Source organism: Streptomyces sp. NPDC042201, assembly GCF_055582185.1.
This window is the reverse complement of sequence record NZ_JBVJDS010000007.1, coordinates 395,091-408,630: the sequence shown is the minus strand read 5'-3', so window position 1 is coordinate 408,630 and position 13,540 is coordinate 395,091. Positions and strand designations below refer to the sequence as shown.

General features: G+C 67.9%; 11 protein-coding genes. 1 reads left to right on the top strand and 10 read right to left on the bottom strand.

From position 1 onward, the window contains the following. Positions 1-8: 8 nt before the first annotated feature. The 6 genes from mreC to ACZ6MZ_RS19960 all read right to left on the bottom strand — a co-directional run bounded on the left by mreC (position 9) and on the right by ACZ6MZ_RS19960 (position 7,617). A complete protein-coding gene (gene mreC, locus ACZ6MZ_RS19985; protein ID WP_384192253.1) occupies positions 9-1,076 on the bottom strand; it encodes a rod shape-determining protein MreC in 1,068 nt (355 codons plus the stop codon). 155 nt (positions 1,077-1,231) lie between these two features. Continuing rightward, on the bottom strand, positions 1,232-2,251 hold the full coding sequence (locus tag ACZ6MZ_RS19980; RefSeq protein WP_384192270.1) for a rod shape-determining protein: 1,020 nt from the start codon (positions 2,249-2,251) through the stop codon (positions 1,232-1,234). Between the two features lie 253 nt (positions 2,252-2,504). Continuing rightward, positions 2,505-2,918, bottom strand: a complete 414-nt coding sequence (gene ndk, locus ACZ6MZ_RS19975) for a nucleoside-diphosphate kinase (RefSeq protein WP_384192256.1) — start codon at positions 2,916-2,918, stop codon at positions 2,505-2,507. A gap of 116 nt (positions 2,919-3,034) precedes the next feature. Continuing rightward, entirely contained in the window at positions 3,035-3,391 is a 357-nt protein-coding gene (locus tag ACZ6MZ_RS19970) for a DUF4233 domain-containing protein (protein ID WP_469353318.1), read from the bottom strand. Between the two features lie 5 nt (positions 3,392-3,396). Next, a complete protein-coding gene (gene folC / locus ACZ6MZ_RS19965; protein WP_384192262.1) occupies positions 3,397-4,911 on the bottom strand; it encodes a bifunctional tetrahydrofolate synthase/dihydrofolate synthase in 1,515 nt (504 codons plus the stop codon). 84 nt (positions 4,912-4,995) lie between these two features. After that, positions 4,996-7,617 carry a valine--tRNA ligase gene (locus ACZ6MZ_RS19960; RefSeq protein ID WP_469353315.1) on the bottom strand — a complete coding sequence of 874 codons (2,622 nt, stop codon included), beginning with the start codon at positions 7,615-7,617 and terminating at the stop codon, positions 4,996-4,998. A 136-nt stretch (positions 7,618-7,753) separates the two neighbouring features. On the opposite strand from ACZ6MZ_RS19960, the gene ACZ6MZ_RS19955 reads away from it, so the two are divergent. After that, a complete protein-coding gene (locus tag ACZ6MZ_RS19955) occupies positions 7,754-8,785 on the top strand; it encodes a hypothetical protein (protein ID WP_469353313.1) in 1,032 nt (343 codons plus the stop codon). A gap of 109 nt (positions 8,786-8,894) precedes the next feature. Here the strand turns inward: ACZ6MZ_RS19955 and clpX are convergent, their stop codons facing one another. The 4 genes from clpX to tig form a co-directional block, all read right to left on the bottom strand. Further along, positions 8,895-10,187, bottom strand: a complete 1,293-nt coding sequence (gene clpX / locus ACZ6MZ_RS19950) for an ATP-dependent Clp protease ATP-binding subunit ClpX (RefSeq protein ID WP_384188226.1) — start codon at positions 10,185-10,187, stop codon at positions 8,895-8,897. Between the two features lie 145 nt (positions 10,188-10,332). Beyond that, on the bottom strand, positions 10,333-11,007 hold the full coding sequence (locus ACZ6MZ_RS19945) for an ATP-dependent Clp protease proteolytic subunit (RefSeq protein WP_384188227.1): 675 nt from the start codon (positions 11,005-11,007) through the stop codon (positions 10,333-10,335). Positions 11,008-11,049: 42 nt separating this feature from the next. Then, a complete protein-coding gene (locus tag ACZ6MZ_RS19940) occupies positions 11,050-11,655 on the bottom strand; it encodes an ATP-dependent Clp protease proteolytic subunit (protein ID WP_384188331.1) in 606 nt (201 codons plus the stop codon). A gap of 317 nt (positions 11,656-11,972) precedes the next feature. Continuing rightward, positions 11,973-13,391: a trigger factor gene (tig, locus tag ACZ6MZ_RS19935; protein WP_469353311.1), complete on the bottom strand. Its 1,419-nt coding sequence runs from the start codon at positions 13,389-13,391 to the stop codon at positions 11,973-11,975. Between the last annotated feature and the right edge of the window lie 149 nt (positions 13,392-13,540).

Below are 13,540 nucleotides of genomic sequence, written 5' to 3'. Positions count from 1 at the left end.
GATCAGCTCTACTCCTGCTCGTCGACTTGGTCGGTGCCATCGCCCGAACCTGTGTCGGTGCCATTCACATCGGCGTTGCCGCTGGCGTTGGGACTGGGGGTGGGACCGGCGCTGGGGTTCACGCCGCCGGTGGTGTCGAGACCGCTCTCGCCGTTGGGGCTGGCGTTCGCCGACGGGGTGACCGTGACGGTGACGGTGGGCGTGGGCTCGACCTTGGACTTGGGCGGCAGGACCGTGTCGCGCGGGTCCTCCCGGGGGGCCACGACAACGACGCCGACGATGTCGAGCTTGGTGAAGCCGACGAAGGGGCGTACGTAGAGCGTCCGGGTGAGGTCGCCGCCCGAGGGGTCGACACGGACGACCTCGCCGACCGGGACGCCGGGCACGAAGGGCTTGTCCCTGCTGGAACCGAAGGTGACCAGCCGGTCGCCCTTCTTGACCTTGGCCTTGCCGTTGAGGAGCTGGACGGAGAGCGGACGGTCGCCCTGGCCGGTGGCGAAGCCCAGTTCGTCGGTCTTCTCCATCCGGGTGCCGACGGTGAAGTCCGGGTCATTGGCCAGCAGTACGGTCGCGGTGTTGGGGCCGACGGTGGTGACCCGGCCGACGAGTCCGTCCCCGTTGAGGACGGTCATGTCGCGCTTGATGCCGTCGTTGGCGCCGATGTCGATGGTGACGGTCCAGGAGAATCCCTGGGCCGCTCCTATCGCGATGACCTCGGCGCCCTTGATTCCGTACTGTCCCGCGCCCGCCTTGTTGAGCATGTTGTCGAGTTCACGCACCCGGCTGCGATTGCGGTCGTCGCTGCCGAGCTTCTGCTTCAGCGCGGCGTTCTCCTGCTGCAGTGCGCTGATGCGGTCGTGCCGCGAGCCGGAGTCGCGTACCGCTCCGATGGCATTGCCGACCGGGTTGACCGCGGACGCGACGCCGTTCTCCACCGGGCCGAAGACCGACGCGGCGACCTGGCGCGCGCCGTCGACCGGAGACTCCTCACCCCCGCGGATATCCACCGTGATCAGTGCGAACGCGATGGCGATCAGCAGCACCAGGAGCAGACGGCTCTCTCGTGTGTCCCTCACGTGCGGCGGCCGTGCCTTCCTCGTAGGAATGATTCTGTCTGTATATCAACGATTCCCATATCAACGTTCCGCCGTACGGGGGGTGAGGCGGAGTCAGGCCCTATACCGGAGGTCCCCCCGGGCCGTGGGCCCAGGGGGATGGTGAGGACATTCCGTCATCGGCGGGGCTGCGCGTCCAGCACCTGCTGGAGCGCCTCGAACTCCTCGACACACTTGCCGGATCCGAGCGCGACGGAGTCCAGCGGGTCCTCGGCGATATGGATGGGCATTCCGGTCTCCCGGCGCAGCCGCTCGTCGAGGCCGCGCAGCAGCGCGCCGCCACCGGTGAGAACGATCCCACGGTCCATCACATCGCCGGACAGCTCCGGCGGGCACTTGTCGAGCGTCGTCTTCACGGCGTCGACGATCGCGTTGACCGGCTCCTCGATGGCCTTGCGGACCTCGGCCGCCGAGATGACGACGGTCTTGGGCAGACCGGAGACGAGGTCGCGGCCCCGGATCTCGGTGTGCTCGTCCTTGTCGAGGTCGTACGCCGAGCCGATGCTGATCTTGATGTTCTCCGCGGTCCGCTCACCGAGAAGGAGGGAGTACTCCTTCTTGATGTGCTGGATGATCGCGTTGTCCAGCTCGTCACCGGCGACCCGGATGGACTGCGCGGTGACGATTCCGCCGAGCGAGATCACGGCGACCTCGGTGGTGCCGCCGCCGATGTCCACGACCATGTTGCCAGTGGCTTCATGGACGGGGAGCCCGGCTCCGATGGCCGCGGCCATCGGCTCTTCGATGATGTGCACCTGGCGCGCGCCGGCCTGGGTGGACGCCTCGATGACGGCACGGCGCTCTACGCCCGTGATGCCGGAGGGCACACACACGACGACCCGCGGGCGGGCCAGATAGCGGCGCTTGTGGATCTTCAGGATGAAGTAGCGCAGCATGCGCTCGGTGATTTCGAAGTCGGCGATCACGCCGTCCTTCAGTGGCCGGACGGCAACGATGTTGCCCGGTGTCCGGCCGATCATTTTCTTGGCTTCGGCGCCAACCGCGAGAATGCCGCCCGTGTTGGTGTTGATGGCGACCACGGACGGCTCGTTGAGTACGATCCCCCGGCCCCTGACGTACACCAGCGTGTTGGCGGTCCCGAGGTCGACAGCCATGTCACGGCCGATGAACGACATGTTGTTCCCCATGAGGATGCGTCTGGCCTTCCCAAATCGAGCATTGACGGCTTTTTAGGATGGCGAGGTGGGTGCTCTTGCTTGGAGGCTTCCATCGTAGTGCCGCCTGCACGGCGGCGGCGCGGTGGCCCACCTCAGTAACGGTGACGATGTATCGGACCGATGCGTTCCCGGAATTGGCACGCATATGCCCAAAGGCGACCGAATTCCTTCGGTCGCCTCAGACGATCAGCGCCGTTTGGCTGACTTGAGGTCAGGAAAGGCCCGGGAAGAAAAGCTTCAGTTCCCGAATGGCGGACTCCTCGGAGTCCGAAGCGTGGATCAGGTTCTCCCGGACGATGCTGCCGAAGTCCCCCCGGATGGACCCCGGCGCTGCGGCGATCGGGTCAGTCGGACCGGCGAGCGTGCGCACTCCCTCGATGACCCGCTCGCCCTCGACGACGAGCGCGACGACCGGGCCCGAGGCCATGAAGTCGACCAGCGGCTCGTAGAAGGGCTTGCCCTTGTGCTCGCCGTAGTGCTGCTCCAGCGTGTCCTGGTCGAGTGTGCGCAGCTCCAGCGCGCTGATGGTCCAGCCCGCCTTGCGCTCGATGCGGCTGATGATCTCGCCGATGAGCTTCCTCCTGACCGTGTCGGGCTTCAGGAGAACGAGAGTGCGCTGGGTCATGGTGTGCGGCTCCTTGCGGCAGATACGTGCGGTGGAGTGAGGCTACCGGGGGCCGCCGAACGCACGGCACCCGGACCACAAGCTCGCCGGTCAAGGCCGAGCCTGCCTCCTAGGCCCTAGCCCGCTTCCGTCTGGGCGGCCTCCGCCTGGGCGGCCCAGCGGGCCTTGGCCTTGTCGATCTCGCGGCCGTAGTGGACCGACGCCCACCACAGCACCGCGAACACCGCGCCGAGGAAGAACATCGTGGGCACCACGAAGCCACTGGCGATCAGTGCGATCTGGAGCGCCCAGCCGAGCTGTATGCCACCGGGACGGGTGATCACACCGCAGAGCAGAACTGACAGCAGCATGCCCACCCCGCAGACCGTCCAGATCGTCCCCACCGAGAGATCGTCGGACTTCATGGCGACGAGTCCGGCGAACCCGATCACGAAGAACTCGCCGAGCAGGGTGGATGCACAGAGCGTACGCATGGGGTTCAGCCCCTCCTCAGGAGCAGCCGGGCCTCGCCGACCGTGATCACCGAGCCGGTCACCAGCACTCCGGCGCCCGCGAACTCGGACTCTTCCTCGGCGAGCGTGATCGCCGCCTCCAGCGCGTCGTCGAGGCGCGGCTCGACCTGAACCCGCTCGTCACCGAAGACCTCGACGGCCACACCGGCCAGTTCGTCCGCGTTCATCGCGCGATGGGTGGAGTTCTGCGTGACGACCAGCTCCGCGCAGATCGGCTCCAGCGCTTCGAGGACCCCGCGGACGTCCTTGTCGTCGCTGGTGCCGACCACACCGATCAACCGGCTGAAGCCGAACGACTCGGTGACGGCCTCGGCGGCCGCGCGGGCGCCGGCCGGGTTGTGCGCCGCGTCCAGCACCACGGTGGGCGAGCGCCGGACGACCTCCAGCCGGCCCGGCGAAGAGACCGAGGCGAACGCCTTGCGGACCGTGTCCATGTCCAGCAGACGGGCCTGCTGGGCGCCGACGCCGAAGAACGCCTCCACGGCGGCGAGCGCCACCGCCGCGTTGTGCGCCTGGTGGGCGCCGTACAGCGGAAGGAAGACCTGTTCGTACTCACCGCCGAGGCCGCGCAGGGTCAGCAGCTGGCCGCCGACGGCGACCTCCCGGGCCACCACCCCGAACTCCATGCCCTCGCGGGCGACCGTCGCGTCCACGTCGACGGCCTTCTTGAGCATCACCTGCGCGGCGTCCACCGGCTGCTGCGCCAGGATCACCGTCGCGCCGGGCTTGATGATCCCGGCCTTCTCCCCGGCGATCTCGCCGGGCGTGGATCCGAGCCGGTCCGTGTGGTCCAGGGCGATCGGGGTGACCACGGCCACGGAGCCGTCGATGACATTCGTCGCGTCCCAGCTGCCGCCCATGCCGACCTCGACGACGGCCACGTCCACCGGGGCGTCCGCGAAAGCGGCGTACGCCATGCCGGTCAGCACCTCGAAGAAGGAGAGCCGGTGCTCCTGCGCGCCGTCGACCATCTCGATGTACGGCTTGATGTCCTCGTACGTCTCGATGAACCCCTCGGCGGAGATCGGCGCGCCGTCCAGGCTGATCCGCTCGGTGACCGACTGGACGTGCGGACTGGTGTACCGGCCGGTGCGCAGCTCGAACGCGCCGAGCAGCGCCTCGATCATGCGCGCCGTGGACGTCTTGCCGTTGGTCCCGGTGATGTGGATCGACGGATAGGCGCGCTGGGGGTCGCCCAGCACATCCATCAGCGCCTCGATCCTGGCGAGCGACGGGTCGAGCTTCGTCTCACCCCAGCGCCCCGCGAGCTCCTGCTCGACGGCGCGCAGCGCCTTGTCCACCTCCGGGTCCTGGGGGCGGGCCGGCACGCCGTCGTCCTGCGACGGCCCGGCTTGGGCGCGCAGGGTGCGGCTGCCGGCCGCGATCACCGCGAGGTCGGGGTCGCGCTCGGTCTCGGCGCCGACGATCTCATCGAAATCGTCGTACTCGCCGGGCTGGTCGGAAGGACGGTGCTCGCTCACGGGACCAGTCTACGGAGCGCCACCGACACCGAGGCCCCCCGGCCGTCGCGGGCCGGGGGGCCTCGGTGTCGGTGCGTACGGGCGTCAGCTCCGCGGCAGGCTCGCCACCTGCGCGGTGAGGCGCTCGATGTCCGCCTCGGCCTTGGCAAGCCGGGTACGGATCTTGTCGACGACATTGTCCGGGGCCTTCGCGAGGAACGCCTCGTTGCCGAGCTTCGCCGTCGCCTGGGCCTTCTCCTTCTCGGCGGCGCCCAGATCCTTCGTCAGACGCTTGCGCTCCGCCTCGACGTCGATGGTGCCGGACAGGTCCAGCTCCACCGTCGCGCCCGCGACCGGCAGCGTCGCGGTGGCGTGGAAGCCCTCGCCCTCCGGCTGCAGACGCAGCAGCTGGCGGATGGCCGCCTCGTGCGCGGCCAGCGACGTACCCGACAGATCCAGCCGGGCCGGGACCTTCTGACCGGGCTGGAGACCCTGGTCGGCGCGGAACCGGCGGACCTCGGTGATCACCTGCTGGAGGTTCTCGATCTCCCGCTCGGCGGCCTTGTCACGGAAGCCGCTGTCGGCCGGCCAGTCGGCGATGACCACCGACTCCTTGCCGGTGAGCGTGGTCCACAGCGTCTCGGTGACGAATGGGACGATCGGGTGCAGCAGCCGCAGCGTCACATCGAGGACCTCGCCGAGGACCCGCCCTGAGACCTTCGCGGGCTCGCCGCCCTCGATGAACGTGGTCTTGGACAGCTCGACGTACCAGTCGAAGACCTCGTCCCACGCGAAGTGGAAGAGGGCGTCGCTGAGCTTCGCGAACTGGTAGTCCTCGTAGTACGCGTCGACCTGGGCGACGGTCTCGTTCAGCCGGGACAGGATCCAGCGGTCCGTCGCGGACAGCGCCGCGGCGTCCGGCAGCGGGCCATCGACGTTGGCGCCGTTCATCAGCGCGAAGCGCGTCGCGTTCCAGATCTTGTTGGCGAAGTTGCGCGCCGCCTGGACCCAGTCCTCACCGATCGGCACGTCCGCACCGGGGTTGGCGCCACGGGCCAGGGTGAAGCGGACCGCGTCAGAGCCGTACTTGTCCATCCAGTCGAGCGGATCCACCGAGTTCGGGTTGGACTTCGACATCTTCTTGCCGTGCTCGTCACGGACCAGACCGGTCAGCGCGATGGTGTGGAACGGCGGCTCGCCGTCCATCGCGTAGAGACCGAACATCATCATCCTGGCGACCCAGAAGAAGATGATGTCGTGCCCGGTGAGCAGCACATCGGTGGCGTAGAACTTCTCCAGGTCCGGCGTCCGCTCGGGCCAGCCGAGCGTCGAGAAGGGCCACAGGCCCGAGGAGAACCAGGTGTCCAGGACATCGGAGTCCTGGGTCCAGCCTTCGCCCGTGGGCGCTTTCTCGTCCGGTCCGACACACACCATCTCGCCGTTCGGGCCGTACCAGACCGGAATGCGGTGGCCCCACCACAACTGGCGCGAGATGCACCAGTCGTGCATGTTGTCGACCCAGTCGAAGTAGCGCTTCGACATGTCTGCGGGGTGGATCTTCACCCGTCCGTCGCGAACGGCGTCACCGGCGGCCTTGGCCAACGGCTTGACGTTGACCCACCACTGGAGGGACAGCCGCGGCTCGATCGTCGTCTTGCAGCGCGAGCAGTGTCCGACGGAGTGGGTGTAGGGACGCTTCTCGGCGACGATCCGGCCCTGCTCGCGCAGCGCCTCGACGATCGCGGAGCGCGCCTCGAACCGGTCGAGTCCCTCGAAGGGGCCCGGCACCGTGATGACAGCGCGCTCGTTCATGATCGTCAGGGACTCGAGTCCGTGCCGCTGGCCGATGGCGAAGTCGTTGGGATCGTGGGCCGGGGTCACCTTGACCGCGCCCGTACCGAACTCGGGGTCGACGTGGGTGTCCGCGACGACCGGGATCGTGCGACTGGTCAGCGGCAGCTTGATCCGCTTGCCGATGAGGTGTGCGTACCGCTCGTCGTCGGGGTGGACGGCGACCGCGGTGTCTCCGAGCATCGTCTCGACCCGGGTCGTGGCGACGACGACCGTCTCGTCGCCTTCGCCGTACGTGATCGAGACCAGCTCGCCGTCGTCCTCCTGGTAGTCCACCTCGATGTCGGAGATCGCGGTGAGACAGCGCGGACACCAGTTGATGATGCGCTCGGCGCGGTAGATCAGCTCGTCGTCGTACAGCTTCTTGAAGATGGTCTGGACGGCCTTGGACAGGCCCTCGTCCATGGTGAAGCGCTCACGCGACCAGTCGACACCATCGCCGAGGCGGCGCATCTGGCCGAGGATCCGGCCGCCGTACTCTTCCTTCCACTGCCAGACGCGCTCGATGAATTCCTCGCGCCCCACGTCGTGACGTGACTTGCCCTCCTCGGCAAGCTGCTGCTCGACCTTGTTCTGGGTGGCGATTCCGGCGTGGTCCATACCGGGCAGCCACAGCGACTCATAACCCTGCATCCGCTTGCGGCGGGTCAGGGCGTCCATCAGCGTGTGCTGGAAGGCATGGCCCAGGTGCAGTGAGCCGGTGACGTTCGGTGGCGGGATGACGATGGTGTACGGCTCTTTGTCGCTCTTCGCGTCCGCTTCGAAGTAACCGCGGTCTACCCAGCGCTCATACAGCTTCCCCTCCACCTCGGCCGGCGCGTACTGGGTCGGCAGTTCGGGGTTGCTGGCTGGCTGCTGCTGAGGGTTCTCGGTCACGAGGCTCAGTTTAGAGGTGTCACAGCCGCGTACTGAAACGGGTTGTTCCGTAACGGTGCCGCCCCCGGCGGCCCGCGTCACCGCCTCTTCCGACAGGATGTTCGGAACGCATAAGCATCTGGAGGGGACAGAGCACATGAGTCACAACCAGCCGGGCCCGTACGGTGGGCAGCAGCCCCAGCAGCCTGGACCGTACGGCCAGCCGGGTCCTTACGGTCAGCAGCCGCCGCAGGGCCAGCCCGGCCCCTACGGCCAGCAGCCGCCGCAGGGCCAGCCGCAGCCCGGCTACGGTTACCCGCAGGCCCCCCAGGGTGTCCCGCCGCAGCAGCCCCCGCCTCCGCCGGGCTACGGCTACCCGCAGCAGCCAGGACAGCCGGGCCCTTACGGTCAGCCGGGCCCGTACGGCCAGCCGCCGCAGCAGCCTCCGTACGGAGGCGGCCAGTTCCCGCCCCCTCCCGGCCCCGCGCCGAAGAAGAAGACCGGCCTGATCATCGGCGCGGTCGTGGTGGCGCTCGCGGTGATCGCCGGCGGCGCGTACTTCCTGACGTCCGGCGGTGGCGGCAGCTCGATAGCCGACGACGGCCCGCACAAGCTGACGACGCCGGCCACGGTGCTCGGCGGCGAGTACAAGCAGACCGACAGCAGCGCCAACGACAGCGGTATGAGCGAGAGCGACCTCAAGGACGCCGAGGCGTGGGGGGTGACGAACCCCAAGGACGTGTCCGCCGGCTACGAGGCGGTGAGCGAGGACAATCCGCTGGCCGCCAAGTACTTGAGCTTCGGCGGGGTCTACGGCGAGATCGACGACCCGGAGAAGGTCGTCGACGCCATGTTCGCCTATATGGCGAAGAAGTCCGCGGAGGACCCCGACAACAAGGACGCGGGCGAGATGGTCGGCACTCCCGAGGAGTACAAGCCGGCCGGCCTGAAGGACGCCGTCATGAAGTGCCAGAACCTGAAGACCGCGAACGACCCGGGCGCGGCGACCGGTGACGCCGAAGGGCCGAAGGAGATGACCTTCCCGATCTGCATCTGGGGCGACCACAGCACCCTCGGCTTCTCCATGAACATCGAGCTGGCGAGCGCCATGGCCGGCAAGACCGTCCCGCTCGAGGACGCCGCCGCCACCACCGCCAAGCTGCGCAACGAGGTCCGCGTCAAGCTGTAGTGCCGCGACCGCATCAGCAGCGGACCCAAGACCCAACACGCAGGGGCGCCCGGCCAGTTGGACTGGCCGGGCGCCCCTGCGTGGTACGCGTGGTACGTACGTGGAACCGCTACGCGGACTTCTCGTGACGGCCGTCGTTCTTGACGATGCGCGGCTCGCGCGGGACCAGCGTCGGGTTGACGTTGTCGCGGACGACCTCCGCCGTGATGACGACCCTGGCCACGTCCTTGCGGGACGGCACCTCGTACATCACCGACTGGAGGACCTCTTCGAGGATGGCGCGCAGCCCGCGCGCGCCGGTGCCGCGCAGGATCGCCTGGTCGGCGATGGCCTCCAGGGCCGGGCGGTCGAAGTCCAGTTCCACGCCGTCGAGTTCGAAGAGGCGCTGGTACTGCTTCACCAGCGCGTTGCGCGGCTCGATGAGGATCTGGAGCAGGGCCTCGCGGTCCAGGTTGTGGACCGAGGTGAGGACCGGCAGACGGCCGATGAACTCCGGGATCATCCCGAACTTCACCAGGTCCTCCGGCATGACCTCCTGGAACTGGTCGCTCGCCTGGATCTCGCGCTTCGAGCGGATCGTCGCGCCGAAGCCGATGCCCTTCGCGCCGGCGCGCGACTCGATGATCTTCTCCAGGCCGGCGAAGGCGCCGCCCACGATGAAGAGCACGTTGGTCGTGTCGATCTGGATGAATTCCTGGTGCGGGTGTTTCCGGCCGCCCTGCGGGGGGACCGAGGCCGTGGTGCCTTCGAGGATCTTCAGCAGGGCCTGCTGGACGCCCTCGCCGGAGACATCGCGGGTGATCGACGGGTTCTCGCTCTTGCGGGCGACCTTGTCGATCTCGTCGATGTAGATGATCCCGGTCTCGGCCTTCTTGACGTCGTAGTCCGCCGCCTGGATCAACTTGAGCAGGATGTTCTCGACGTCCTCGCCGACATAGCCGGCCTCCGTCAGCGCCGTCGCGTCGGCGATGGCGAACGGAACGTTCAGCATGCGCGCCAGCGTCTGGGCGAGCAGGGTCTTGCCCGAGCCGGTCGGGCCCAGCAGCAGGATGTTCGACTTCGCGAGCTCGATCGCGTCGTCCCGCCCGGTCCCGCCGCCGTTCTCCCCGGCCTGGACGCGCTTGTAGTGGTTGTAGACCGCTACCGAGAGGGCCTTCTTCGCGGGCTCCTGCCCGACGACGTACCCCTCGAGAAACTCGTAGATCTCGCGCGGCTTGGGCAGTTCCTCCCACCGCACCTCGGAGGTCTCGGCGAGCTCCTCCTCGATGATCTCGTTGCAGAGGTCGATGCACTCGTCGCAGATGTACACACCGGGACCTGCGATGAGCTTCTTCACCTGCTTCTGGCTCTTCCCGCAGAACGAGCACTTGAGCAGGTCGCCGCCATCACCGATGCGTGCCACGAGGTGCTTCCCCTTCGCCTGGGAGCAGCCTGGTTCAGCGGCTCCTGTGCCTCATATCCGACGGTACCTTGCCCGGGCCCCCGTTCGGGCCCCCCTCGGCGCGGTTCACATGGTCGTGCGAACCGCGCCGAGGGCGCCGGGTGCGTCAGGCGGCCGCTGCGGCCGTGGTCTTCCTGGTCGACACGATCTGGTCGACCAGGCCGTACGCGAGCGCGTCCTCGGCAGTGAGGATCTTGTCGCGCTCGATGTCGTCGCGGACCTTCTCGATCGGCGTGGTGGAGTGCTTGGCCAGCATGTCTTCCAGCTGGGCACGCATCCGGAGGATCTCGTTGGCCGCGATCTCCAGGTCGGAGAGCTGCTCCCGGCCGGTCTGGCTGGACGGCTGGTGGATCAGTACGCGCGCGTTCGGCAGGGCCAGTCGCTTGCCGGCGGTGCCGGCGGCGAGCAGCACGGCGGCGGCGGAAGCGGCCTGTCCCATGCACACGGTCTGGATGTCCGGCTTCACGAACTGCATCGTGTCGTAGATGGCGGTGAGCGCCGTCATCGAGCCGCCGGGGCTGTTGATGTAGATCGAGATGTCGCGGTCGGGGTCCATCGACTCCAGGCAGAGCAGCTGCGCCATGACGTCGTTGGCGGACGCGTCGTCGATCTGCACACCGAGGAAGATCACGCGCTCCTCGAAGAGCTTCGCGTACGGGTCGTACTCACGCACGCCCTGCGAGGTGCGCTCGACGAAGCGCGGGACGATGTAGCGGTTGTCCACCTGCGGGCCGGTGTAAAGGCCGCTCGCGGAGTAGTTGTTCATGTGGGTGTTCACCATCCTGTGACGTTCGGTGGGCTGGGCCGGCTGATCGGGGCGGGGTCAGGCCCCGGTGCCGCCGCCGCCCGGAACGCCCGAGGCAGCGGAGATGATCTCGTCGATGAGCCCGTACGCCTTGGCCTCGTCCGCGGTGTACCAGCGGTCGCGGTCACCGTCGCGGATGATCGTCTCGACGGTCTGGCCGGAGTGGCGGGCGGTGATCTCCGCCATGCGCTTCTTCGTACGGAGCAGCTGCTCGGCCTGGATCTTGATGTCGGAGGCGGTGCCACCGAGGCCCGCGGACCCCTGGTGCATGAGGATGTCGGTGTGCGGCAGCGCGAAGCGCTTGCCCGCGGTGCCACCGGTCAGCAGGAACTGGCCCATCGAAGCCGCGAGGCCCATACCGATGGTGACCACGTCGTTCGGGATGTACTGCATGGTGTCGTAGACGGCCATGCCGGCCGTCACCGAGCCACCGGGGCTGTTGATGTAGAGGTAGATGTCCTTGTCGGGTTCGGCCGCGAGAAGGAGGAGCTGCGCCGTGATCTTGTTGGCGATGTCATCGTCCACCTGCTGGCCGAGGAAGATGATCCGCTCTCCGAGCAGTCGGCTGTAGACCTGGTCGCCGAGGCCACCACCGAGGGACGGCTCACCGGCGGCGTAAGGCATCAGATTCGTCACGTATACACCTGCTCGTCTCTGACGGCTGCGGCCGTCTCAGCGTCTTCGTACCGGGGACGGGATACTCCCCTGCCCTCGTATTCATGGACCCTAACGCGCTGGTCGGCGGGCGCCATCCCGCTTCCGTGGCTGTTCGCTGGGAGCGCAAGGTAGTTGAGGCTCTGTGCGGGCTCCAGAGGGCCTGTGGGCCCTGTCCCGACCCGGGGGACCGCCGGGGTCTTCCGGCGGGTTCTGCGGGCCGGACGGAACGGGCCCCGGGCGCGTCTCGCACCCGGGGCCCGTCCTCGTGCTCAGAACGAGACCGCTCAGGCCTCGGTCTTTCCGCCCTTGTCCTCGCCCTGCTCGGCGTCGGAGGCCGGAGCGGCGTCGCCGGCGTCGTCCGAGGAGGCCTCGACCGTCTCGGCGGTCTCGTCCTCGTCGTCCAGCTCGACCGGCTCACCGTTGGTGTCGACGACCTTGGCGGCCTCGACGACCACCGCGAGCGCCTTGCCGCGGGCGACCTCGCCGACGAGCATCGGCACCTGGCCGCCTTCGACGACCGCCTGGGCGAACTGGTCGGGGGACATGCCGGAGGACTGCGCGCGACGCATGAGGTGCTCGGTGAGCTCCTCCTGGTTCACGTTCAGCTTCTCCTTGGTCACCAGCTCGTCCAGGATGAACTGGGTCTTGATGCCCTTGACCGCCTGCTCCTTGGTCTCGGCGTCGAACTCTTCCTCGGTCTTGCCCTGGATCTCCAGGTACTTCGCGAGGTCGAGGCCCATCTGGCCGAGCTGGTGGTGCTCAAGGTTGTGCTTGCGGGTGTTGATCTCGTCCGCGAGGAGCTTCTCGGGGATCGGGACCTCGGCCAGCTTCAGCAGCTCGTCGAGGACGCGCTCCTGGGCCTGGGTGGCCTGGTCGTACTGCTTCATGTTCTCGAGGCGCTTGCGGCTGTCGGCCTTCAGCTCGTCGAGCGTGTCGAACTCGCTCGCCATCTGGGCGAACTCGTCGTCCAGCTCGGGGAGCTCGCGGGCGGCGACCTGGGTGACCTTGACGGTGACCTCGGCGGCCTTGCCCTCGGCGGTGCCGCCCTTCAGCTCGGAGGTGAAGGTGGCCTCGCCGCCGGCCTCCAGGCCGGTGACGGCCTCGTCGATGCCGTCGAGCAGCTCGCCGGAGCCGATGGTGTACTGCACGGCGCTGGCGACGCCGTCGGGCAGCACCTCACCGTCGACCTTGGCCTCCAGGTCGATCGTCACGACGTCGCCTTCGACGGCGGCGCGCTCGACCGGGTTGGTGGAGGCGAAGCGGTCACGGAGCTCCTCGACCGACTTCTCGATGTCCTCGTCGGTGACCTCGACGGAGTCGACGGTGACCTCGATACCGGAGTAGTCCGGGATCTCGATGACGGGGCGGATGTCGACCTCGGCGGTGAAGGCCAGCAGCTCGCCGTCCTTCAGCTCGGTGATGTCGACATCGGGCTGGCCGAGGACATTGAGCTCACCCTCGTTGACCGCTTCGGTGTAGAACTTCGGGAGGGCGTCGTTGACGGCCTCCTCCAGCACAGCACCACGCCCGAACCGCTGGTCGATGACTCGGGCCGGGATCTTGCCCTTACGGAAGCCCTTCACCGTGACCTGCTGGTTGATCTTCTTGTACGCCGCGTCGAGGCTGTCCTTGAGCTCCTCGAAGGGCACCTCGACAGTGAGCCGAACCCGAGTCGGGTTCAGGGTCTCCACGGCGCTCTTCACGGTTCGGTCTCCTTGGTGGCTGATTCTGGGGTTCTGCTGTGTCCGCCGCACTGCGGCGGCCCAGCGGATCGGCCCGGTTCTTCAGAGACTCTTCAGACACACGGGCACGCAGCTTGCATAGTAACCGCAAGCAGGAAGCGCCCCACAAT

What these genes read in the sequence shown, in the direction of transcription:
- ACZ6MZ_RS19980 (WP_384192270.1), bottom strand. Translation starts at nt 2,251, where the DNA reads ATGTCGTTCATCGGCCGTGACATGGCTGTCGACCTCGGGACCGCCAAC.
- ndk (WP_384192256.1), bottom strand. Translation starts at nt 2,918, where the DNA reads ATGACCCAGCGCACTCTCGTTCTCCTGAAGCCCGACACGGTCAGGAGG.
- ACZ6MZ_RS19970 (WP_469353318.1), bottom strand. Translation starts at nt 3,391, where the DNA reads ATGCGTACGCTCTGTGCATCCACCCTGCTCGGCGAGTTCTTCGTGATC.
- ACZ6MZ_RS19955 (WP_469353313.1), top strand. Translation starts at nt 7,754, where the DNA reads ATGAGTCACAACCAGCCGGGCCCGTACGGTGGGCAGCAGCCCCAGCAG.
- ACZ6MZ_RS19945 (WP_384188227.1), bottom strand. Translation starts at nt 11,007, where the DNA reads ATGGTGAACACCCACATGAACAACTACTCCGCGAGCGGCCTTTACACC.
- ACZ6MZ_RS19940 (WP_384188331.1), bottom strand. Translation starts at nt 11,655, where the DNA reads ATGCCTTACGCCGCCGGTGAGCCGTCCCTCGGTGGTGGCCTCGGCGAC.